Raw genomic sequence first — 20537 nt, 5'->3', positions numbered from 1 at the left:
TGGCCACAGCCTCAAGCGTGCCAGGACACTGCGCTGATCACCTGGTTCGCGGTGCGATGTACGGCGGCATCGGTGCTGATATCTCCGCAGGAGAAGGCGGCCAGCTGCGTACTCACCGATGCGAGCAGGTCCTCCCAGGACATCCAGCAGACGACGTCGTCGAGCCGGTCCATCAGCTCTTCCTCGGTCGGCCCCGTGTTTCCCGCTCGCTCGAGGACGGCGGGCAGATGCAGCCTGACGGCGTCCTGCAGCGACATCTTGCCGAGTCCCCTCACGGAGACGGGAGGCTCGACGCCGAGGAGGAACAACAGTGGAGTGCGGTCCCCCGCGTTGTTCATGACGGTCACGTACTCACGGGCAAGCTGCTCCGGCTGGAAGGCGCTGGTCCTGATGCGCTTCGCCTCGACGAAGGCGAAGACCCTCGGGCTAAGGATCAGCGCGTCCGGCTGCACGATGAACTTCTGGCCTACCACAGCGGGATTCACCGACATGTCCCCGGGAAGCAGCGACAGCCGCGCGGACTCGGCCTGGTCCGCCAGGATCGCCCGTACCTCGTCGGCACCTGAGCAGGAATCCACGACCGCCGCGAGGAAATGCGTCCTCGGCAGCAGGTCCAGACCGATGAGCACCTCTGCTGTGAGGACGTTCTCCATTCCTCGGCCGCCACGGCGGTAGTTCACCGCTTTCTCCCACGAAATCTCCTCGAGGAGTCGGGTGATCATCGACGGCGGAGTGGGGTCGTGGTCCATGGACGAAGTCTCACCGATCCCTCCGAGCATTCCGGTAAGCGCGCCGCCCGACCGACACGGAGGACCCATTCTCATCCCGCGATAAACCTGCTTTCCTTCCTGCGTGACCCGCCTCACACTCAGAGGTATCACCGCCTATGCAGGGAGTTCCATGAAGGCCGTCCGGGTGCACCAGTACCACCAGGATCCACGGATCGACGACGTCGACGAGCCCGTCGTCACCGGGCCGTGGGATGTGATCGTGGAGATCGGCGCCGCAGGCCTGTGCCGGACGGATCTGCACGTGATCGAGGGCCAGTGGGATCCCATCCAGCACCCCAGCCTGCCGTATATCCTCGGCCACGAGAATGCGGGCTGGGTCCGGGAGGTCGGCTCCGCCGTCTCGAATGTGGCTCCGGGCGACACCGTGATCATGCATCCGCTCGTCACCTGTGGCCTGTGCCTGCCGTGCCGGGCTGGCCAGGACTCCCACTGCGAAAACTCCACCTTCCCCGGGCTCAACGTGGACGGTGGCATGAGCGAGTTCATGCGCACCAACGCCCGCTCGGTGGTGAAGCTGGATGCGAGTCTGCACCCCGCGGACATCGCCGCCCTGGCCGACGCCGGCCTCACCGCCTACCACGCCGTGCGCAAGGCGGTCCCGCTGCTGCCCCCGGGCAGCCACGCCGTCGTCATCGGCAGTGGTGGCCTCGGGCACATCGGCGTGCAGTCCCTCAAGGCCCTCACCGCCGCGGAGATCACGGTGGTGGACCACTCCGACGCCGCCTTGGAGCTGGCCACCTCGCTCGGCGCGGACCACACGGTGAACTCCTCCGACGCCGGGAAGCTCCTGGACATCACCGGCGGCGGGGCGCAGGTGGTCTTCGACTTCGTCGGCGAGCACGGCACCGAGTCCCTCGGCATCACGGCGCTGCGGAACCGTGGAAGCTACTTCAGCATCGGCTACGGCGGTGCCGTGAACGTGGACACCATCGAGATCATCTCGCGCGAGATCTCCGTCGTCGGGAATCTCGTGGGCACCTACACCGACCTGGTGGAGCTGATGACGCTGACGTCCCAGGGCAAGGTCACGCTCCACACCCAGGTCTACGACCTCGAGGACGCGGTCCAGGCCATGCACGATCTCGACAACGGCACGCTCCTGGGCCGCGGCATCCTGGTGCCGCACCGCACCACCTGACCCCCGACCGATAGAACCGACCGAACACCACCACAGGGAGAACATCATGGCGGACCCCGCACACACACCCGCTCCTGACGCGCTGCAGCTCACCGATGAAGCCCGGCGCACCCTCATCAGGGTCATCCGGGTGGCCTTCCCGCACCCGCAGGTGCCGGACGGCCCCTACGAACGGATGGCGGACAGGATCATCGCAGAATCGGCGGAACCCACCTGGTCGCGGATGGCGCTGACTCAGGGGTTGCTCACCCTCGACGCACCGGACGGGACGCCCTTCGTGGATCTGCCCGACGATCAGGCGCTCGGCGCCCTTCAGGCCCTCGGCGACCTGGAGTTCTTCAGCTCCATCCGCCGGGCCACGGTATTGAGCCTCTACGACGACCCCGAGGTCTGGAACATCTTTGGCTACGAGGGCGAGTCCTTCTCCAAGGGCGGCTATCTGCATCGAGGCTTCGACGATCTGGACTGGCTCCCCGACCCCCGTATCGAGGAGTCCGAGGAGACCCTGACCGAGATCGGCCCCCTGGACTACGAGATCGTCACCGCCGCAGCACCCGCACAGGATGTCGCGACCAGCGCCGACCGCGACACCATCGAAAGCACCGACCACCCGTTCGATGACCTCTTCAAGGGGTCCGACATCGTCGAAGGAGCCACCTCAGCATGACCCACGAATCAGCAGTAGAAGGATCCGCCAGCTTCGCCCACGACGACGATTCCGTCGTCGTCATCATCGGCTCCGGAGCGGGCGGTGGCACCCTCGCGCACGAGCTGACCGAGAAGGGCGTGAAGGTCGTGGTCCTGGAGGCCGGCGGCTACCTGCGCAACGAGGACTACGAGAACAACGAGTGGCAGGCGTTCCACCAGATGGCCTGGCTGGACCCGCGCACCACGTCGGGCTCCTGGCGGATCGCCAGGGACTTCCCGAACCTGCCGGCGTGGATCGTCAAGGCCGTGGGCGGCACCACCACGCACTGGTCGGGCGCCACCCCACGGTTCAAGGCGCACGAGTTCAAGGCCCTGAGCACCTACGGGGAGATCGACGGCGCCAATCTGCTGGACTGGCCCATCACGCTGGCGGACCTGGAACCGTATTACGAGAAGGCCGAGAAGAAGATCGGCAGCACCCACCGCCACGGCCGTCCGGCTCTGCCCGCGAACAACAACTACAAGGTCCTGGCTGCCGGCGCGGACAAGCTCGGCTACCGGCATTACGCCACGGGCCCCTACGGCACCAACGCCGAACCCTACGACGGCCGGCCCGCGTCCATCCAGGACGGCTTCAACTTCCAGGGCGACAAGAACAAGTCCAAGTGGTCCACCATGGTCTCGGAGATCCCGAAGGCGCTCCGCACGGGCAAGCTGGATCTGCGACCCAACAGCCAGGCCGTCCAGATCACGCACACCTCCGCGGGCAAGGCCGACGGCGTGATGTACATCGACGCCGACGGCCGGGTGCAGGAGCAGAAGGCCCGGGTTGTCGCCGTGGCCGGGAATTCGATCGAGACACCGCGGCTCCTGCTGCTCTCCAGCTCGTCGCTGTTCCCGGACGGGCTCGCGAACTCCTCCGGCCAGCTGGGTCGCAACTACATGCGCCACACCACCGGTTCTGTGTATGCCACGTTCGACCAGCCCGTGCACATGTACCGCGGGGAGACGATGGCAGGACTGATCGCCGATGAGTCCCGGCACGATCCCACACGCGGCTTCGCCGGCGGCTACTACCTGGAGACCATCGCCCTGGGCCCGGCGTTCCTGGCGAGCTTCGCCGACCCCGGGGCCTGGGGGCCTGGCTTCGCCTCGCTGCTGGACGACTACCAGAACACGGCGGGCATGTGGATCGTCGGCGAGGACATGCCGCAGGAGTCCAACAGGATCACGCTGAACACCTCCGTCAAGGACGCCCTCGGCCTGCCGGTGCCGAACGTGCACTTCGATGATCACGCGAACGACGTGGCGATGCGCAACCACGGCTACCAGCAGGGCTCGCTCCTCTACGACGCCGTGGGCGCGCGCTCCTCGCACCGCACGCCCCCGTACCCGTCCACGCACAACATGGGCACCGTACGGATGAGCGAACGGCCCGAGGACGGCGTGGTCAACGAATTCGGCCAGACGCACGACGTGCCGAACCTGTACGTCTCGGACGGCTCCCAGTTCACCACGGGCGCGGCGGCGAATCCCACCCTGACCATCGTGGCGCTGGCCATCCGGCAGGCCGATCACATCGCGCAGCAGATGGCGGCCTCGGCAATCTAGGAAGGACCGGATCCACCGGGCGGGGAGCGGGCCGCGGGCTCCGCTTCCCGTCCGGTGCGAGTCAGGACGTGCCCGGGCAGGACGGTGCCCGTCCAGTGCCGGTCGACGTCGGCAGATCGTGTCGGGAGCGGTCGGGACGTGCCCGCGCCGCAAGCGGTGCGGGTCACCGGCGCGGCAGCACCGACGTCGCGCGCAATGCCCGGCTGACGCGGTCGGCGGTGTCGCGCAGCACTGTAGCCACCGCTCCGGATCGGCGGTCGAAGTCGGCGGCGTCCATCGACACCGCGACGGACCCGAGGATCTGCCCGGCCGCGTTCATGACGGGCGCGCCCAGGCAGGAGGCACCGAGGATGAACTCCTCGCGCTCCTTGGCGATCCCGTCCTCCCGGACCCGCTCGAGTTCCTCGTCCAGCGCCTCGACGCTCCCGAGGGTGTAATCGGTCATCGACGGCATGCCGTGGCGGGCCAGATAGGTGCGGCGCCGGGCGGGGTCCATGCCGGCGAGCAGGATCTTCCCGAAGGCCGTGGCGTGCGCGGCGTCGTTGAAACCGAAGCCCATCGGGGTGATGCGCCGGTGGGCCGGGGAGTCCACCACATGGGCGACGACGATGTGGTCGCCGCGGTGCACGGCGTAATAGGCGGCGGCTTCGCTGCGGGAATGCAACTCCATGATCAGCCGTACCACTGCCGAGGGCGTGTTGACCTGGCGGCGCAGCGAAGTGTCGAGGGCATGGACCTTGTAGCCGAGCGCGTAACGGCTGTCGTCCTTGAGATGAATCAGATGGTCGGACTCCACCAGGGTCTTCAGCAGCCGGTAGACGGTGGGCACCGGGATGTCGAGTGTTGCGGCGATCTCCTTCGCGGTCAGCCCACGCTGGTCCGCAGCCACCACATCGAGCAGGGCGAAGGCCTTCTGCACCGAGGCCATGCCGGTGAATGCGTCATTGCGTCCCATGGACCCATCTTGGCACTCATCATGGCGTGAGGAGGGGACGAACCGACGTCCGTCCCCTCCTGCGCCGGAGGCTCGTCAGCTGACGGTGAGCTCGCCCATCCGGCCCCAGCCCTCGGCGTCGATCTTCTCGCTGATGATCTCCGGGGTCTCCCGGAGGGCCTGCGGCATGTCCTGCATGGCCTGCGCGAAGTGGGCGCTGTTCACGTGATCCGCAGCGGCATCGTCCTGGAACGCCTCGACGAGGACGAACTCGTCGGGATCCTCGACGCTGCGGGACCAGTCGAACCAGAGATTGCCCGGCTCCTTCCGCGTGGCCTCGGTGAAATCACGGGTCAGGTCCAGCCAGCGGTCCGCCCAGTCGGGCTTGACCTTGAATTTGACGACGATGAAGATCATGCGGTGGTGCCTTCCGGCTCGGGTGCACTCCCGCGGATGCGTAGTGCTTGTTCTGCAGTCTGCCGCGCCCGCTACGCCGATCCAAGCCGGGTTATCGCGGGGTGAGAACTCCCGGCGCGCAACAGCGGGCGGCGCCCTACTCTGGGGTGACATGCACCGAGCGAAGGAGACTCTGATGTCCGAGGCGAACCAGGTTCCTGCTGCACCGATCCGCACCATGATCAGTCCCGGCCGCTACGTCCAGGGCAAGGGCGCCATCCGGCGGCTCGGGGAGTTCCTCACCCCACTCGGCAGCAAACCGCTTCTCGTGGCCGATGACATGGTCTGGGGCTTCGTGGCCCATGACGTCGAGACCTCCCTGACCTCGGCAGGACTACCCACTCACCGGGTCCTGTTCAACGGGGTGCCCAGCGCCCGGGAAGTGGACCGGCTGAGCGGACTCGTCCGGGAGCACGGCTCCGATGTGATCGTGGCGCTCGGTGGCGGGTCCACCATAGACGCCGTGAAGGCCGCCGGACATGCCTCGGGGATCCGCTGGGTCACCGTTCCGACGGTCGCGTCCACGGATGCGCCGACCTCCGCCCTCTCGGTGATCTACACCGAGGACGGCGTGTTCGAGGAGTACCGCTTCTTCCCCAGGAACCCGGACCTGGTCCTGGTGGACACCCAGCTCGTGGCCAACGCCCCTGCGTCGTTCCTCGCCGCCGGCGTCGGTGATGCCCTGGCCACGTGGCTCGAGGCCCGTGCCACGCAACGGGCCTTCGCCTCCACCATGGCCGGTGGTCTGCCCACCCTCACCGGTACGGCACTGGCCAGACTGTCCTGGGACATCCTGTGGGAGAACGCGCTGCCGGCCCTGGACGCAGTGCGGGACAATCTCGTCACGCCCGCCGTCGAGCGCGTCGTGGAGGCGAACACCCTGCTCTCGGGTCTCGGCTTCGAATCCGGTGGCCTCGCTGCTGCGCACGCCATCCACAACGGCCTGACCGCCGCGCCGCAGACCCACGGGCTGGCGCACGGGGAGAAAGTCAACATCGGCTCGCTCACCCAGCTGGTCCTGGAGGGCGCGCCGAGTGACGAGATCCGCGACTTCGTGGAGTTCACCACCCGGGTGGGACTGCCGAACACGCTCACCGAGATCGGGCTGACGGTCGACGACGACGAGGACCTCCTCCGGGTGGCCGAAGCCGCGACCGTACCCGGCGAGACCATACACAACATGCCCTTCGAGGTGCCGGTCCGTGAGCTGACCAGCGCACTGAAATCGCTCGAGCGGCTCTCCCGGGGCATCCGTCAGCGGGCCGGCCTCGCTGATCCGCAGCCCTACCACGCCCGGCACTGACAGCACAGCCCAAGGAGTCCCGTCCCATGCTCTCCGCGCTCCGCGATGCCGTCGCCGATCCGGCGCAGGTCCTGACCCGCGCCATCGACCTGCACGCCAACGCCCACGACGCCTCGCACTTCCTGCTCATCCCGCAGGCGGTGGTGGTGCCGACCTCCCCCGCCGAGGTGGGCCGGCTGCTGCAGGCGAGCGCGGCGCAGGGAGTGCCGCTGACGTTCCGGTCCGGCGGCACGAGCCTCAGCGGACAGGCGGTCACCGACGGCGTCCTGGTGGACGTGCGGAAGAACTTCCGCGAGATCCAGGTGCTCGACGGCGGCGCGCGGGTCCGCGTGCAGCCCGGCGTCACCGTGCGGGCCGTCAACAACCGGCTGGCCCGGTTCGACCGGAAGTTCGGGCCTGATCCGGCGAGCGAGGTGGCGTGCACCGTCGGCGGGGTGATCGCGAACAACTCGTCCGGGATGAACTGCGGCACCACGGACAACGCGTACCGCACGCTCGAGTCCGTCACCGTGGTGCTGCCCAGCGGCACCGTGATCAACACGGGCGCCGCCGACGCCGATGAGCGCCTGCACTCCCTCGAACCGGACCTGCACGCGGGCCTGGCGGACCTGGGGCACCGGGTCCGTTCCGATCCGGCGTCCGCGGCGGAGATCCGCCGGCAGTTCTCGATGAAGAACACCATGGGCTACGGACTGAACTCGCTGCTGGACTTCGAGCGCCCGGTGGACATGCTCGCGCACCTGATCGTGGGCAGCGAGGGAACCCTCGGCTTCATCGCCGACGCCGTTTTCCGGACCGTCCCGGCCCTGAAGCATGCGAGCACCGGGCTGCTGATCTTCCCCGACCTGTACGCGGCGAACGCTGCGCTGCCGGCGCTCGTGGCGGCCGGCGCGGCCACCCTGGAACTCATGGACGCCCTGTCCCTAAAGGTGGGCCGCTCGCTGGCCGATTCGCCCGCCGTCGTGCGGGATCTGCAGGTGCAGGATCACGCGGCCCTGCTCGTGGAGTACTCGGCCGAGACCCCGGAGCGGCTCGCGGAGCTCCGGGGCGACGGCGATCGCCTCCTGCCGACGCTGGGGCTCAGCTCACCGGCCACGTTCAGTACCGACCCCGCACGCCGCGCCCAGCTGTGGCACCTGCGCAAGGGCCTCTACGCCACGGTGGCCGGGGCCCGCCCGCAGGGCACCACGGCCCTGCTCGAGGACATCGTGGTCCCGGTCCCCCGGCTGGGCGCCACATGCGAGGCGCTGACCGGCCTGTTCGCAAAGTACCGCTACGAGGACAGCGTGATCTTCGGTCACGCCAAGGACGGCAACATCCACTTCATGCTCACGGACGGCTTTGCGAGCACCGAGCAGCTGGACCGCTACAGCGCGTTCACCGAGGACATGGTGGAGCTGGTGCTCGGCGAGGGCGGCTCGCTCAAGGCCGAGCACGGCACCGGCCGGGTCATGGCGCCGTTCGTGCGCCGGCAGTACGGGGACGAGCTCCACGCGGTGATGCGGCAGATCAAGCGGCTCTTCGATCCGCAGGGCCTGCTCAATCCGGGCGTGATCCTGGACGAGGACCCGCAGGCGCACCTGCGGCACATCAAGACCGCGCCCCCGGTAGCGGAGGAAGTGGATCGCTGCGTCTCCTGCGGCTACTGCGAACCGGTCTGCCCCAGCAAGGACCTCACCCTCACGCCGCGGCAGCGGATCGTGACGCTCCGGGCCATCGAACAGGCCCGGCTCGACGGCGACACCGCCCTGGTCGCGAGTCTGGAGCGGGACTACGGCTACGAGTCCGTGCAGACCTGCGCGGTTGACGGGATGTGCCAGACCGCCTGCCCGGTGGGCATCAACACGGGGTCGCTGGTCAAGCGGCTGCGCCGGGACGAGGCGGGGAAGGTGGAGAGCGCCGTCTGGCGGACCGCTGCCGATCACTGGGGGCACGTGACGAAGGGCGCCGGTCTGGCCCTGACCGTGGTGGCGAAGGCCCGCTCCTCGGCTCCCGCGGTGGCCGCGCCGGTAATCGGAGGACCGAACCGGCTGGCACGGTCCGTGCTCGGGGCGGACACCGTCCCGCTGCACTCGCCCGAGCTGCCCGGCGGCGGCCCGGCCCGTGCACGCCCAGCGCCGGTCGACGCACCGGACGCGGTGTACTTCCCGGCCTGCGTGCAGACGATGTTCGGGCCTGCGGACTCGACGGCCGGAGCCGACGGCGTCGGGCGTGGACGCGGCGTCCAGTACAGCCTCGAGCAGCTCTGCGAGCGCGCCGGGGTCACCCTGCTGGTCCCCGAGGGGATCGACGCCCTGTGCTGCGGAACGCCGTGGTCCTCGAAGGGCATGGTTGCCGGCCAGGACAGCATGGGCGCCAGGACCCTCGCCGCCCTCCGCGCCGCGACGCGCGACGGTGAGCTGCCGATCATCTGCGACGCCTCCTCGTGCACCGAGGGCCTGCTGTCCACCATCGAGCGCGAGCCGGAGCTCCCCGGCCGACGTCCGCTGCGGGTGCTCGACGCCGTGGCCTTCGCGGCCGAGCGGATCCTCCCCCAATTACCCGAGCACCCGAAGCTGGAGTCACTGGCGCTGCACCCCACGTGCTCGTCCACCCGGCTCGGTCTGGATACTGCGCTGACCGCCGTCGCCGGGGCGGTCGCCGCGCAGGTGGACGTCCCGGAGAACTGGGGCTGCTGCGCCTTCGCCGGGGACCGCGGCATGCTGCACCCGGAACTGACCGCATCGGCCACCCGCAAACAGGCCGCGGAGGTGGTTGCCCTCGGCGCCGCCGCCCACGCGTCCTGCAATCGCACGTGCGAGCTCGGCATGACCCGGGCCACAGGCAGCCAGTACCAGCATGTGCTGGAGCTGCTGGAGGAACAGACCCGCTAGTAGCCCGTTCTCACACCCAGGGGTGTGACGCCGCTGGTTCGCCTCCCGTCATCCCCGCGAGCATGGTGCGATTGCGCGCCCCGGTCTTGCGCAGGATCGAACCCACGTGTTTCTCCACGGTTTTCACGGAGATGCCGAGCTGACGGGCGATCTGCTTGTCCGCCATGCCCCGGATCACCATGTGGCGGACCTCCTTCTCCCGCGTGGTGAACGCCTCGGCCGCCGGCCCGGCGTCGTCGGACGAGACGCCGAGGAGGTGATCGAAGATGTTCCCCTCCACCAGGGCCTGGCCCTGCCCGGCGGCCACGAGAATCCGGGCGATCGTCTCTCCTGTGGCCCGGCGGTTGATGAACCCGCGCACGCCGGCCTGCCGGGCCGAGCGCACCTGCTCCACCGTGGGATTGTCCGTGAGAACCACGATCGCGACGCCGGGGTCCAGGTCGCGGACCCGGGCGAGGACGCCGCTGGTGTCCTGGTGGAGGAGATCCAGCTCCAGCACGATCACGTCGGGCCGCAGCAGCTCCACCGCGTCGCACAGCTGCTCGGCGGAGCCGACCTCGGCCGTCACCTGGATCGCCGGCTCCGCGATACCGAGTAGACGCACAAGGCCCGCGCTGATGACGGGATTGTCATTGGCGATCAGGACCTTCCACCGCGGCCCGGCGACTGCCTCCGGTTCGGGGGCGCGATCCGGCAGTGTGGCCCGCACTCTCGTGCCCCAGCCCGGCGTCGTGTCGAGGTGCAGATCACCACCGAGGTGCACCGCCCGGGAGGTCATGCCGTGGAGGCCCATGCAGCCGGAGGGCAGCGTGGCATGGTCGCCGTGCGCGGCGGCGAGGTCGAAGCCACGTCCGTTGTCCTCGACGACGACGGCGAAGGCCCCCCGCTCATAGATCAGCCCGGCACGCACCGTCGTCGCGCGCGCATGGGTGGCCACATTGTTCAGCGCCTCCTGGACGATCTTGAAGGCCTGGTGCTCGATCTCGGGTGCGAGTGGACGGGCCTCTCCGATCACGGTCAGCTGGGTCGTGGTGGCGGACATCGACTCCACCCAGGCCAGTTCACCCGAGACCGCCTCGGCGAGGGTTCGTCCGGCGAGCGCGGCCGGACTCATGCCCAGCACCGTGCGGCGGGTCTCCGTGAGCGCATCGTAAGCAATGGTCCGGGCGTTACTGATATAGGGCATGACGTCCTGCACTCCGCCGCCCTGCCGGCCGGCCTTCTCGGCCTCGTCGAGGCTGAGCAGCAGCCCGGCGAGCGATCTGCCCACAGTTTCGTGGATATCGCGGACGGCGCGTTCGCGTTCGGCAGCGATCGCGGCCTCCCGTTCCCGGGCGGAGGCCTTGGCGTACAGCTCGGAGTTGACCAGGGCGATCGCGGCGTGGCTGGCGAAGACCTCGGCAAGCCGCGCTTCACCTGGGCTGAAGATCCGGCCCGGGTCGGGGCTGAAGACGATGAAGGCGCCCACGATCTGCCCGCTCCACTGGATCGGCACGCCCATCACGGCGCAGTCCCAGCGCGGATCGGTGGGCGGGATGTGCCCGCGTTCGATGCTGCTGTACGCGTCGAGGATGACGGTGGAGCGGCTGCGCACGATCTGCCCGGTGAACCCTTCCCGGAGGGAGAAGGTCTGGCCCTCCTGGCAGCCGACGCCGATGTCCACCTTCTTCGTGTAGGTGTCGGAGGCCTCGTTGACCAGGGCGATCGATCCCGACTCGCACCCCAGCAGCGACGCTGCGTTGGCCAGGATCCGGCCGAGCAGCGGCTGGAGCTCGAAGCGGCCGGCCAGATCGCGGGCCAGGGCCGCCACGGTGTCCAGTTCGTGCTGCACTGGATCGCGGACCAGGGCATCGAATCCGGGCTCGACTGCTGTCATCCTCGTCCTCCTCGACGAACCGCGCGCCGCTGGTTCTCCGGCGGTCACCATGGCGTATGCCGTCACCATGATCGCACCCCCAGCCCTTTCTGCGTGCGGGTTTTCCCGCACCGTGCGGGCGGGGAACTCCTCCTACCGCTGCCACCGCGGCGGTGGTGGGCTGGAAGGACACCCGGGAGGCGCGTTCCGCGCCCGGATTCTCTGCAGCACGGCGGAAGAGGTACTTCATGGCTCGCATCGGGATCCTGACAAGCGGCGGCGACTGTCCCGGGCTCAACGCGGTGATCCGCTCCTGCGTGCTGCGGGGCATCCGCGTCCACGGCGACGAGTTCGTCGGGTTCACGGACGGCTGGCGGGGTCTGGTGGAAGGCAGCACCATAAGCCTCGACGGCATCAGTGTGCGGGGTATCGCCGGTCTCGGCGGGACCATCCTCGGAACCTCGCGGGTCAGCCCGCTCAGGGAGGGCGGAGGCGTGGAGCGGGTCCGCGCGAATCTGCGCACGGAAGGGGTCGACGCGCTGATCGTGATCGGCGGCGAGGGCACCATGGCGGCGGCGAAGATCCTCAGCGACGCGGGCATCCCCATCGTCGGCGTGCCCAAGACCGTGGACAACGATCTCTCCGCCACCGACTTCTCCTTCGGGTTCCACACCGCCGTCGAGATCGCCACGGAGGCGATCGACCGGCTCAAGACCACGGGGCAGTCCCATCACCGCTGCATGATCGCGGAGGTGATGGGCCGTCACGCCGGGTGGATCGCGCTCTACGCGGGCATGGCGAGCAGCGCCCACGCCATCCTGATCCCGGAGCAGACGGCCACCCTCGACCAGATCTGCGACTGGGTGGAGGGCCCGTTCCGGCGTGGCCGCACCCCGCTCGTGGTGGTGGCGGAGGGCTTCGTCTCCGCGGACATGACCGCGCCGCACGCCGATCGGGGCCTGGACGGCTTCAACCGGCCGCGGCTGGGCGGCATCGGCGACCTGCTGGCGCCCGTCGTCGAGGAACGCACCGGCATCGAGACCCGCTCGACGACGCTCGGCCACATCCAGCGCGGCGGCGCCCCGAGCGCCACGGACCGGGTCCTGGCCACCCGGCTGGGACTAGCTGCGGTCGACGCCATCCACGAACAGGCCTGGGGCAGGATGGTCGCAACGCGCGGGGACGAGATCGTCCACGTGGATCTGGCCGACGCCGTCGGGCAGCTCAAGACCGTGCCGCAGCACCGGTACGACGAGGCCACCTACCTGTTCGGGTAGGTGGAACGCCGAACGCACGACGGCGAGCCGGGTGCGGTTCCGAGAACGACGGTGTCGGATCACCGCCACCACGCAACGGCGGGCCGACCACCCGAGGTGACCGGCCCGCCGTCGTGCGCTGACAGTTCTAGAACGTGCGGATGGGGATCTCCGCCGGGTCCTCGAGCAGCGACTCGATCTCGTCGTCGAGCTTGACCAGGGTGATCGAGGCGCCGGCCATGTCCAGGGAGGTGCAGTACTCCCCCACATAGCTGCGGCCCACGGTGATGCCCTGCTCCGCGAGGCGCTTGTGGGCCTGCCCGTACAGCAGGTACAGCTCGCTGATGGGGGTGCCGCCGAGGCCGTTGATCATGAGGGCCACGCGGTCGCCGTCCGCAAACGGGAGGTCCTTCACCACGGGGGCCAGGAGCTCCTCGACGATCTCGTTGGCGGGCATCATCTTGGCCCGACGGCGTCCCGGCTCGCCGTGAATGCCCACGCCCATCTCGATCTCGTCCTCGCCGAGCTCGAACAGCGGGCTGCCCTTCGCGGGCGGCGTGCACGCGGTCAGCGCGACACCCATGGAGCGGGTCACGGAGTTGACCTTCTCGCCGATCCGGATCACCTCGTCCAGGTCAGCACCCCGCTCGGCAGCGGCGGCCACGGCCTTGATGACGAAGAAGTTCCCCGCGACACCACGGCGGCCGATCGTGTAGGTGGAGTCCTCCACGGAGACGTCGTCATTGATGAACAGCGTCTTCACCTCGATGCCCTCGGCGGAGGACATCTCCTGCGCCATCTCGAAGACCATCTTGTCGCCGGTGTAGTTGTTGACCAGCAGCAGCACGCCCTTCGGGGAGGCCATGAGCTTGGTGGTCTCGTACACGTAGTCGAAGGGCGGGGCCGCGAAGACGTCGCCCGGGCACGCGGCGTCGAGCATACCCTTGCCCACGATCATCACGTGCGCGGGTTCGTGCCCGGAGCCCGAACCCTGGACGATCGAGACCTTGTTCTGGTCGGGGCCGTCGGCGCGCATGATCAGGTTGTACTCGGGCACGTACTTCAGGGTGTCCGGGTTCGCGAGCGCAAGGCCCTCGAGCATCTCCGGGACGAACTGCTGGGGATCATTGACGAACTTCTTCATGGGTTCTCCACGTCGTTGTGATGGGGATGGATGGCTGTCGGTACGTGTCAGGGCCAGTCGGCGACGATCCGTTCGATGATGATCGCTACGGCCACCGCCCCGGCGTCCGGGGAGCCGATGCTGCGCTCCCCGCTGTAGCTCGCGCGGCCGCGCCGGGCCTCCATGGTCGAGGTGGCGTCGGCGCATTCACGGGTTTTCGCCGCGAACGACTTTCTGCAGTCCTCGGGTGAGGCGCCGGCAGCGAGCTGGCGTTCGAGTTCGTCGGTGGCCGGGATCAGGGCATCCAGGAGGGTCTTGTCACCGAGATCCGCGTTGCCTCGGGCCTTGATGCCGTCGGTGGCTCCGCGCAGCATGGCGACGACGGCGGTGCCGTCGATCGTGTCCACCGTCTTCGCGGCGGCGGAGGCCCGCAGGAAGGCCGTCCCCCAGAGCGGGCCGGAGGTGCCGCCGATCCTGCTGGAGATGGCCAGGGCTATCTGCTGCAGGAAGGTGGCGACGTCGTCGCGCTTGAAGGAGTCCCAGTCCGCCAGGACCTTTTCGAAACCACGGGCCAGGGAGTAGCCCAGATCGCCGTCGCCGACGACGGCGTCCAGGTCACCGAACTCCTTCTCCTTCTCGACGGCGGTCTGCGCCAGGGAGTGGACGGCGAATTCGACGTCGGCGAGATCGGTGGCGCTCATGGGGTCTCCGTTTCGTGGGTCTCGGTCTGGGAAGCAGGGCCGGCTGCGGACAGCAGTGCCTGCAGGGTGTCGAGGGTGACGACGCCGGACGGCCCGGCACCGTGCGGATCGGCGAGGATCTCTGCCTGCTCGCCGTCGGGGTCACCGAGGGAGCTCACCACCAGGGCGGCGCCCGTGAAGTTCTCCTCCCGCGTAAAGCCGCTGACCGTCACCACGGTGGTCAAGCCGGCCCCGAGGGCGGCCCGCATCCCGTTGGCGCTGTCCTCGATCACGATCGCGTCCGCCGCGGACACTCCCAGCTCGCGCAGGGCCAGCAAGTAGATGTCCGGTGCGGGCTTCTTGGCGGGCACCACGTCCCCGGCGAAGACCGAGAAGTGCGCGGCGAGCTCGTCACCGACGGCGTGGGTCAGGACGGCGCGCACGGCGGGTTCGGCGGAGGTGGAGGCGACGGCGAGCGTCCAGTCGGCGTCGTGCGCCTGCCCCACGATCCGCGCGATGCCCGGCCGGGCGGGCATGACCCCGCTCTCCACGAGCCCCCTGTACACGTTGGTCTTGCGCTTGTGCCAGGCGAGGATCGCGGCGTCCACGGCGGCGTCGTCCGTCAGCCCGAGCGACGCGGCGAGCTCGGGGGTGAGGATGCTCCGCATCCGCTCCTTGCCGCCGCCGATCTTCACCTTCTCGGCGTAGTCCTCGACGCTCCACTGAACGGGCACGTCGAAGTCGGTGAAGGTCTGGTTGAACGCGGGCAGGTGCCCGTACTGTTCGGTGTCGGCGAGCACGCCGTCGCAGTCGAAGATGAGGGCGGGCATGCTCAACGGCCGCCCTTGCCGGCGCTGCCGAACTGGGTGCAGAGCTCGGTGACCATCGCGACGATGTCGGCCCGCGTGTGCTTGAACAGCGACGGTGGGTCCCATTTGTTGTTCTGCTCGGCCTGCTTCAGGAATGCCAGGCTCGACTGCATGTACGTCTCCTTGAGGGCGGTGGAGATGTTGACCTTCGCGCAGCCGCGGGCGATGAGGTCGGTGAACTGCTCGTTGCTCAGGCCGCTGCCGCCGTGGAGGGCGATGGGCACGTTCCGCGCCTCGACAATCTGGGTGACACGCTCGACGTCGAGCACAGGGGCTGCCTTGTAGCTGCCGTGCGCGTTGCCGATGGAGGGGGCGAACACGTCGATCCCGGTGGCGTCGATGAACGCGAGCGCCACCTCGAGGCTCTGCTGCTGGGAGACCTCGTCGGAGCCGTGATCGTCCTCGACACCGGTGATGGCCTCGATCTCGCCCTCCACCTGCGCGCCGTGGCTGCGGGCCTCGGCGACGACGTCGATGGTCTGGCGCTGGTTCTCCTCGACCGGCAGCTCGGAGGCGTCGAAGAGCACCGAGTTCCAACCGGCCTTGAGGCATTCGGTGACCACCGCGCGGTCGGGGCAGTGGTCCAGATGCAGTGTGACGGGCACCTCGATGCCGCGGGTCATGGACTGCCACATGTCGAAAAGCACGCGGGAGCCGACACTGCGCACGGTTTTCACGGAGGTCTGCAGGATCACCGGGGAGTTGGCCTCCACCGCGCCGGCGAGGACGGCCTCCATGGTCAGGTCGTTGAAGATGTTGATGGCCGGCACGCCGTAGCGTGCCTGGAACGCCGGATCGACGATGTCTTTCAGGGGTGCAACGCCCACGGTGAGTCCTCCTGGTTAGGCTGCTCCCCACCGTAGGCGCGCCTCACCCGCAGGGGTATGGGTGGTACCCCTCCCTCCCGCTGGGGGTAATCACCACCTCGCCAGCGGACGACGCCGGTGGTTGAGTAGGCCGCGGCTGCCCCGGCCACTTCTTCCCCTCCGTGCTCCACCACTTCACCTCCGTGCTCCACCACTTCAACGACGAAGGACACTCCCATGCCCCAAGGATCAGTGCTCGAGACCATCACCTCCGAGGAAGCCCGCCGCGTCATCGACGCCGCTGCAGCGAAGGCCACCGAGATCGGCCAGCCGATGGACATCGCCGTGGTGGACGCCGGCGGCAATCTGAAGGCGCACGTGCGGATGGACGGCGCGAACATCGGCAGTATCACCATCTCGATCAACAAGGCCTACACGTCCATCGCCTTCCAGTGCGAGACCGGGGACCTCCAGGGCGTCACGCGGCAGGACGGCCCTATCTACGGGCTGAGCGACGCGCACGGCGGCCGGCTCGCGGTGTTTCCCGGCGGTATCCCGCTGGTGCGGAACGGCAGCATCATGGGCGCCATCGGCGTCTCCACCGGCACCATCGAGCAGGACCAGGAGGTCGCTGAAGCGGGGGTGGCGGCTTACTGAGTCCGCCTGCTGAGGCTGCTCCCGCCGCGGTGGCTAGGCCGGGTTATCCTCACCTGAGGTGCCGGACTCGGCGATCCGCTTGATGGCGGCGAGCGTCGTCGGGATGCCGTCGAGCGCCTGCCGGGTCCGGTCGGCGATCTCGGCGGGCGCCTTGTCCCCGAACTTCTCCTCGAAGAAGGCGATACCGCCCGGCAGGAAGTCCCAGGACTCGGTCAGAGTGGTCCCGGTGTCGGACGGCGTCAGCGTGTAGCCCCAGCGCACCCGGTCGCCGCCAACCGCCCAGGCGAACTCGCGCCCGGGTTCTGCGGCAAGGACCTTCGACCGGGTCTCCCAGGTGCGGTGCGGAAGCTCGTTCTGTCCGGTGAACCAGGCACCGACCTGGCCGGCGTCGGCGGTGTCGTCCCACCAGCACCGCGTGCACACTGGGCTCCACTCGCCCGTGCGGGTGATGTCGGAGACAAGGTCGTAGATGGCGTCCGGCGACGCCTGAACGGTGACGGACTCCTCGTGGTGGCGGATCTCTGTCTGAGTCATGCGCCCATTCTCACAGAGCCCTCACCGCTTTTCCTGCCCGATCCCTCACCAGCGCCAGGATCGGCTTCAGCGCTCTGCGCCCGCATACACTGGGGACTCGCGTCCGCTACGGAAGGCTCCCACATGCTGCACACCGAACGAACCGGCACCGGAAAGCCACTCGTGCTCGTGCATGGGCTCGGCTCGAGCCTCCGCACCTGGGACCCCATCGTCCCCCTGCTGCAGGACCAGCGCGAGGTCATCGCCATCGACCTCCCCGGGTTCGGCGGCAGCGACCCGCTCGCGGGCGAGGTGACCATCGCAGCCCTCACGGACGCCGTCGGGCAGTTCCTCGAACAGGAGAGCCTGGGCAACGCGGATCTGGTCGGAAGCTCGATGGGCGCGCGGATCGTGGTCGAGCTGGCGCGGCGGGGTCACGCCGGCAACGTGGTCGCCCTCGATCCCGGAGGATTCTGGAACGACACCCAGGTCCGCATCTTCAACGGCAGCATCACCGCGTCCATTGCGCTGGTGCGTCGCATCCAGTCCGTCCTGCCGACCCTCGTCCAGCAGGCCGCGGGCCGGACGGCGCTGCTCGCCCAGTTCTCCGCGGCCCCCTGGAAGCTCGACCCGGATCTCGTCCTGACGGAGCTCCGCGGATTCGCCACCTCCCCCAGTCTTGACGAAGCACGTAAGTCACTCGCGCACGGACCGCGCCAGGAAGGTGCGCCGCAGGGGACGATCAAGGGGACGCTGGCGTTCGGCTGGGGCCGGTCGGACAGGGTCACACCGCTCAGTGAGGCCGCCGTCGCCATGTCCCACTATCCGGACGCCACCCTTCACGTCTTCGAGGACTGCGGGCACTTTCCGCACTGGGACCAGCCGCAGGACACAGCCCGGTTCATCCTCGACGCCACCGCCGCTGGGTCAACGTAATTATCCTCCGAGTCGTACACCTGGCGGGCGTGCTGGCGGCGCCTCAGTACGTAGGCTGAGGACGGGCGCCGCACCCCCACCAGCATGGTGCGGTTCCGGGCGCCGGTCTCCCGAAGCATCGCACCCACGTGCTTCTCCGCCGTCTCCACCGAAATTGCGAACCGCGTAGCGATCCGCTTGTCCGCCAGACCCTCGGCGAGGAGCTCGCGTACCTCAACTTCGTGGGCGGTCAGCCGGTCGGCGTTGACGGCGTCATGCCCGCGGGTCTCTGTGAGTCGGGAGAACATAGCTCCGTCTAGCAAGGCGTTGCCGCGGGCGGTCGCGACGCCGACGCACGCCACCTCTGCGGGCGTCGGCGGCCTACCGCCTAATCAAACGTTGGCAGATTCTACTTCCACTGTCCGCGACCGCTCATAGGCCCAAAGCGCGTGATCGAGATGTGTTGGGCTCTCATTCAAAGCCTCTGCCACCGCGATGACAATCTCTCGTGCCTCTTGGGGACTGGCCTTGCGTTTCACAGCCCGACTGACTGCAGCAACTATCCAAGTGTCGGCTTTCACTCCGGGCGTGCCGAGAAGCATACAAAAGTACTCCCACGTCACAGAACCAAGACCGTGCACCTTTGTATAGGCCTTCTTATGCTCCGGGTTTATCCCCTCGAGGTCATCCGCCTGCTCAACTCCGACACCGACCAAGTTCCGCGCTGCTTCCTGAATGGCGGACGCCTTCGTGCGCCCACTGATCATCTGGTCATTGAGTAGGCCCTGAAGCTCAGCGGCGTCGAGAGCAACCAGACGTCGTAGATCGTTGGCAGGCGAGCCAGGTGAAACTGCGGCTACGTATCTATTTACGGAGCCACGGACCCCATTATGCTCTGATCCGTACTTCGCCTGAATCGACAGAACCGCATCGATGAGCGCGGCCTCGATAGCTCCGGCGCGCCCGCCAGGCCAAACAACCCACTTTTCTCTGGGGAGCTCTTTCTCAATCATTGCTTGCAGTAGGTCTACGTCAGTCATCGTCAGCCTCTTCCTTCTACTGGTCACCGTTGTACTCAAAACTTGCAGGATCGTCTGCCCATCACTCCGACTCGAGGTGAAACTCAACCCGGTACTTCATGAACCTGATGCCTCTGGTCATCGTAAGTGCCCGTTTGATCCGAAGGTCGTCCGTTCGTGCGATGATCACGCCCTCGACCGTCTGTCCCGGTTCGAGCAACTCGTCCTGCACATACCCCATGTAGCGCTGAATCTGACCAACGACGGCGTCGCTCGCTCGATCGCGCTTCAACTCAACCACAAGCAGACGAGTCCGATCCTTACTTATCGCAAGAATGTCCATCGGCCCGGTATCCGAGGGGTACTGCTGGCCGACGGGAAGTCCGGCCTCTGTGTAGATGTCATATTCCTGGCCCAGTTGGGTGTTACTCCAGTTATGCACAAGGAAGTCCTCGAGTTGCTTCTCCATCTGAAAAGCAACTTCATCAATGATGTCTACCGGGGCGAGGACATGGTCGACGCTGGCAGTCGTCTCCAGGGTGGTCAGCTGTGCCAACTCTGATACATAAGGAGCAAGTGAAAAAACTGTCATCAACGAACTAGCTGATCGCGCCAACTCAGGTGACATGGAATCTCGGTCGAACGTACCTTGCCACTCCACGCGGCGGCGGTGCGGAAGCTCCGTGCCAGGGTGATACTCATATCCCCCCGCCACCGTGCCGAATGCGTAAGTACGATCCGGTTTCGGGGCAAGCACCACGTCGCCAATGTTCAGTCCCTCGCATGCCACCCACAGATTGCCCGTTGCGAGGCCAGCTGCAATTTTGGTCTTTTCAGGATTACGCTCTAGGAACACCTGTTTCAAGGCCGCGTGAAACTCTTTCGGGTCTGACTCTAAATATGGTCTGATGTCGTGGTCCCCGATGAAATCAACGCCAAGATACCCGGCCTGCGTCATCTGCTCGGTGTAGAGGCCGCGTTGTCCTTGACGGACTACCCAATATTCGATTAGAACCACTGCCTTTCTCTGAGAGTTTCATTTCCATGGGCAAAGCTACGCGACATGACTCACGAAGTAGGTCACCGGCGC

The 20537-nt window shown here is 67.8% G+C and carries 20 protein-coding genes; 8 read left to right on the top strand and 12 right to left on the bottom strand.

All coding sequences use genetic code 11. The annotated features are described in order from the left end of the window. Positions 1 to 11: 11 nt before the first annotated feature. Positions 12 to 749 (bottom strand): hypothetical protein, encoded by a 738-nt coding sequence (locus tag FQ377_RS07245; protein ID WP_148600590.1) that lies wholly within the window; start codon positions 747 to 749, stop codon positions 12 to 14. A 103-nt stretch (positions 750 to 852) separates the two neighbouring features. Between FQ377_RS07245 and FQ377_RS07240 the strand changes: the two genes are divergently transcribed. From FQ377_RS07240 to FQ377_RS07230, 3 genes are read left to right on the top strand one after another with little or no spacing between them, the layout of a single operon-like run. Beyond that, positions 853 to 1929, top strand: coding sequence for an NAD(P)-dependent alcohol dehydrogenase (locus tag FQ377_RS07240; protein ID WP_262364327.1), 1077 nt, complete (start codon positions 853 to 855; stop codon positions 1927 to 1929). Positions 1930 to 1975: 46 nt separating this feature from the next. Continuing rightward, positions 1976 to 2596 carry a hypothetical protein gene (locus FQ377_RS07235; RefSeq protein WP_148600589.1) on the top strand — a complete coding sequence of 207 codons (621 nt, stop codon included), beginning with the start codon at positions 1976 to 1978 and terminating at the stop codon, positions 2594 to 2596. After that, the gene (locus FQ377_RS07230) at positions 2593 to 4188 is read left to right on the top strand and encodes a GMC family oxidoreductase (protein ID WP_148600588.1); all 1596 of its coding nucleotides are present in this window, start codon (positions 2593 to 2595) and stop codon (positions 4186 to 4188) included. Before FQ377_RS07235 ends, FQ377_RS07230 begins: the two co-directional genes overlap by 4 nt. A gap of 163 nt (positions 4189 to 4351) precedes the next feature. Here the strand turns inward: FQ377_RS07230 and FQ377_RS07225 are convergent, their stop codons facing one another. Next, a complete protein-coding gene (locus FQ377_RS07225) occupies positions 4352 to 5143 on the bottom strand; it encodes an IclR family transcriptional regulator (protein ID WP_148600587.1) in 792 nt (263 codons plus the stop codon). A 75-nt stretch (positions 5144 to 5218) separates the two neighbouring features. Beyond that, on the bottom strand, positions 5219 to 5539 hold the full coding sequence (locus FQ377_RS07220; protein ID WP_148600586.1) for a putative quinol monooxygenase: 321 nt from the start codon (positions 5537 to 5539) through the stop codon (positions 5219 to 5221). Between the two features lie 175 nt (positions 5540 to 5714). Between FQ377_RS07220 and FQ377_RS07215 the strand changes: the two genes are divergently transcribed. Next, a complete protein-coding gene (locus FQ377_RS07215) occupies positions 5715 to 6881 on the top strand; it encodes a glycerol dehydrogenase (RefSeq protein ID WP_148600585.1) in 1167 nt (388 codons plus the stop codon). A 26-nt stretch (positions 6882 to 6907) separates the two neighbouring features. Further along, on the top strand, positions 6908 to 9754 hold the full coding sequence (locus FQ377_RS07210) for an FAD-binding and (Fe-S)-binding domain-containing protein (RefSeq protein ID WP_148600584.1): 2847 nt from the start codon (positions 6908 to 6910) through the stop codon (positions 9752 to 9754). A 10-nt stretch (positions 9755 to 9764) separates the two neighbouring features. On the opposite strand, the gene FQ377_RS07205 is transcribed toward FQ377_RS07210, so the two are convergent. After that, the gene (locus FQ377_RS07205) at positions 9765 to 11630 is read right to left on the bottom strand and encodes a hybrid sensor histidine kinase/response regulator (RefSeq protein ID WP_187393287.1); all 1866 of its coding nucleotides are present in this window, start codon (positions 11628 to 11630) and stop codon (positions 9765 to 9767) included. Positions 11631 to 11857: 227 nt separating this feature from the next. On the opposite strand from FQ377_RS07205, the gene FQ377_RS07200 reads away from it, so the two are divergent. Further along, positions 11858 to 12886, top strand: a complete 1029-nt coding sequence (locus FQ377_RS07200) for an ATP-dependent 6-phosphofructokinase (RefSeq protein ID WP_148600582.1) — start codon at positions 11858 to 11860, stop codon at positions 12884 to 12886. Positions 12887 to 13013: 127 nt separating this feature from the next. Here FQ377_RS07200 and dhaK read toward each other — a convergent pair whose 3' ends face one another. The 4 genes from dhaK to FQ377_RS07180 are packed head-to-tail and all read right to left on the bottom strand — an operon-like array spanning position 13014 to position 16364. After that, complete coding sequence (dhaK, locus tag FQ377_RS07195) at positions 13014 to 14009, bottom strand: dihydroxyacetone kinase subunit DhaK (protein WP_148600581.1); 996 nt, start codon at positions 14007 to 14009, stop codon at positions 13014 to 13016. 47 nt (positions 14010 to 14056) lie between these two features. After that, the gene (dhaL, locus tag FQ377_RS07190; protein ID WP_148600580.1) at positions 14057 to 14689 is read right to left on the bottom strand and encodes a dihydroxyacetone kinase subunit DhaL; all 633 of its coding nucleotides are present in this window, start codon (positions 14687 to 14689) and stop codon (positions 14057 to 14059) included. Then, positions 14686 to 15498: an HAD-IA family hydrolase gene (locus FQ377_RS07185; RefSeq protein ID WP_148600579.1), complete on the bottom strand. Its 813-nt coding sequence runs from the start codon at positions 15496 to 15498 to the stop codon at positions 14686 to 14688. The genes dhaL and FQ377_RS07185 overlap by 4 nt, the downstream gene beginning before the upstream one ends. Before the next feature lie 2 nt (positions 15499 to 15500). Continuing rightward, on the bottom strand, positions 15501 to 16364 hold the full coding sequence (locus tag FQ377_RS07180) for a class II fructose-bisphosphate aldolase (RefSeq protein WP_148600578.1): 864 nt from the start codon (positions 16362 to 16364) through the stop codon (positions 15501 to 15503). 216 nt (positions 16365 to 16580) lie between these two features. On the opposite strand from FQ377_RS07180, the gene FQ377_RS07175 reads away from it, so the two are divergent. Beyond that, complete coding sequence (locus tag FQ377_RS07175) at positions 16581 to 17000, top strand: GlcG/HbpS family heme-binding protein (RefSeq protein WP_148600577.1); 420 nt, start codon at positions 16581 to 16583, stop codon at positions 16998 to 17000. Positions 17001 to 17033: 33 nt separating this feature from the next. On the opposite strand, the gene FQ377_RS07170 is transcribed toward FQ377_RS07175, so the two are convergent. After that, positions 17034 to 17534: an SRPBCC family protein gene (locus FQ377_RS07170; RefSeq protein WP_148600576.1), complete on the bottom strand. Its 501-nt coding sequence runs from the start codon at positions 17532 to 17534 to the stop codon at positions 17034 to 17036. A gap of 123 nt (positions 17535 to 17657) precedes the next feature. On the opposite strand from FQ377_RS07170, the gene FQ377_RS07165 reads away from it, so the two are divergent. Beyond that, positions 17658 to 18449, top strand: coding sequence for an alpha/beta fold hydrolase (locus FQ377_RS07165; RefSeq protein WP_148600575.1), 792 nt, complete (start codon positions 17658 to 17660; stop codon positions 18447 to 18449). On the opposite strand, the gene FQ377_RS15290 is transcribed toward FQ377_RS07165, so the two are convergent. From FQ377_RS15290 to FQ377_RS07150, 3 genes are all read right to left on the bottom strand, one after another. Then, entirely contained in the window at positions 18353 to 18736 is a 384-nt protein-coding gene (locus FQ377_RS15290) for a response regulator transcription factor (protein ID WP_148600574.1), read from the bottom strand. The two genes, FQ377_RS07165 and FQ377_RS15290, sit on opposite strands and share 97 nt — an antisense overlap. An 84-nt stretch (positions 18737 to 18820) precedes the next feature. Then, the gene (locus FQ377_RS07155) at positions 18821 to 19468 is read right to left on the bottom strand and encodes an HhH-GDP family DNA glycosylase (RefSeq protein ID WP_148600573.1); all 648 of its coding nucleotides are present in this window, start codon (positions 19466 to 19468) and stop codon (positions 18821 to 18823) included. A 61-nt stretch (positions 19469 to 19529) separates the two neighbouring features. Continuing rightward, positions 19530 to 20465: an endonuclease NucS domain-containing protein gene (locus tag FQ377_RS07150; protein WP_222861851.1), complete on the bottom strand. Its 936-nt coding sequence runs from the start codon at positions 20463 to 20465 to the stop codon at positions 19530 to 19532. Between the last annotated feature and the right edge of the window lie 72 nt (positions 20466 to 20537).

The sequence above is a fragment of the Arthrobacter echini genome (assembly GCF_008107445.1).
GTDB classification, from domain to species: Bacteria; Actinomycetota; Actinomycetes; order Actinomycetales; family Micrococcaceae; genus Arthrobacter_D; species Arthrobacter_D echini_A.
The sequence above is the reverse complement of the archived record's forward strand: the minus strand, read 5'-3'. Positions and strand labels throughout refer to the sequence as shown.

Coding starts and splice junctions, on each gene's coding strand:
- FQ377_RS07245 (WP_148600590.1), bottom strand. CDS start 749: ATGGACCACGACCCCACTCCGCCGTCGATGATCACCCGACTCCTCGAG.
- FQ377_RS07235 (WP_148600589.1), top strand. CDS start 1,976: ATGGCGGACCCCGCACACACACCCGCTCCTGACGCGCTGCAGCTCACC.
- FQ377_RS07230 (WP_148600588.1), top strand. CDS start 2,593: ATGACCCACGAATCAGCAGTAGAAGGATCCGCCAGCTTCGCCCACGAC.
- FQ377_RS07225 (WP_148600587.1), bottom strand. CDS start 5,143: ATGGGACGCAATGACGCATTCACCGGCATGGCCTCGGTGCAGAAGGCC.
- FQ377_RS07220 (WP_148600586.1), bottom strand. CDS start 5,539: ATGATCTTCATCGTCGTCAAATTCAAGGTCAAGCCCGACTGGGCGGAC.
- FQ377_RS07215 (WP_148600585.1), top strand. CDS start 5,715: ATGTCCGAGGCGAACCAGGTTCCTGCTGCACCGATCCGCACCATGATC.
- FQ377_RS07210 (WP_148600584.1), top strand. CDS start 6,908: ATGCTCTCCGCGCTCCGCGATGCCGTCGCCGATCCGGCGCAGGTCCTG.
- FQ377_RS07205 (WP_187393287.1), bottom strand. CDS start 11,630: ATGACAGCAGTCGAGCCCGGATTCGATGCCCTGGTCCGCGATCCAGTG.
- FQ377_RS07200 (WP_148600582.1), top strand. CDS start 11,858: ATGGCTCGCATCGGGATCCTGACAAGCGGCGGCGACTGTCCCGGGCTC.
- dhaK (WP_148600581.1), bottom strand. CDS start 14,009: ATGAAGAAGTTCGTCAATGATCCCCAGCAGTTCGTCCCGGAGATGCTC.
- dhaL (WP_148600580.1), bottom strand. CDS start 14,689: ATGAGCGCCACCGATCTCGCCGACGTCGAATTCGCCGTCCACTCCCTG.
- FQ377_RS07185 (WP_148600579.1), bottom strand. CDS start 15,498: ATGCCCGCCCTCATCTTCGACTGCGACGGCGTGCTCGCCGACACCGAA.
- FQ377_RS07175 (WP_148600577.1), top strand. CDS start 16,581: ATGCCCCAAGGATCAGTGCTCGAGACCATCACCTCCGAGGAAGCCCGC.
- FQ377_RS07170 (WP_148600576.1), bottom strand. CDS start 17,534: ATGACTCAGACAGAGATCCGCCACCACGAGGAGTCCGTCACCGTTCAG.
- FQ377_RS07165 (WP_148600575.1), top strand. CDS start 17,658: ATGCTGCACACCGAACGAACCGGCACCGGAAAGCCACTCGTGCTCGTG.
- FQ377_RS15290 (WP_148600574.1), bottom strand. CDS start 18,736: ATGTTCTCCCGACTCACAGAGACCCGCGGGCATGACGCCGTCAACGCC.
- FQ377_RS07155 (WP_148600573.1), bottom strand. CDS start 19,468: ATGACTGACGTAGACCTACTGCAAGCAATGATTGAGAAAGAGCTCCCC.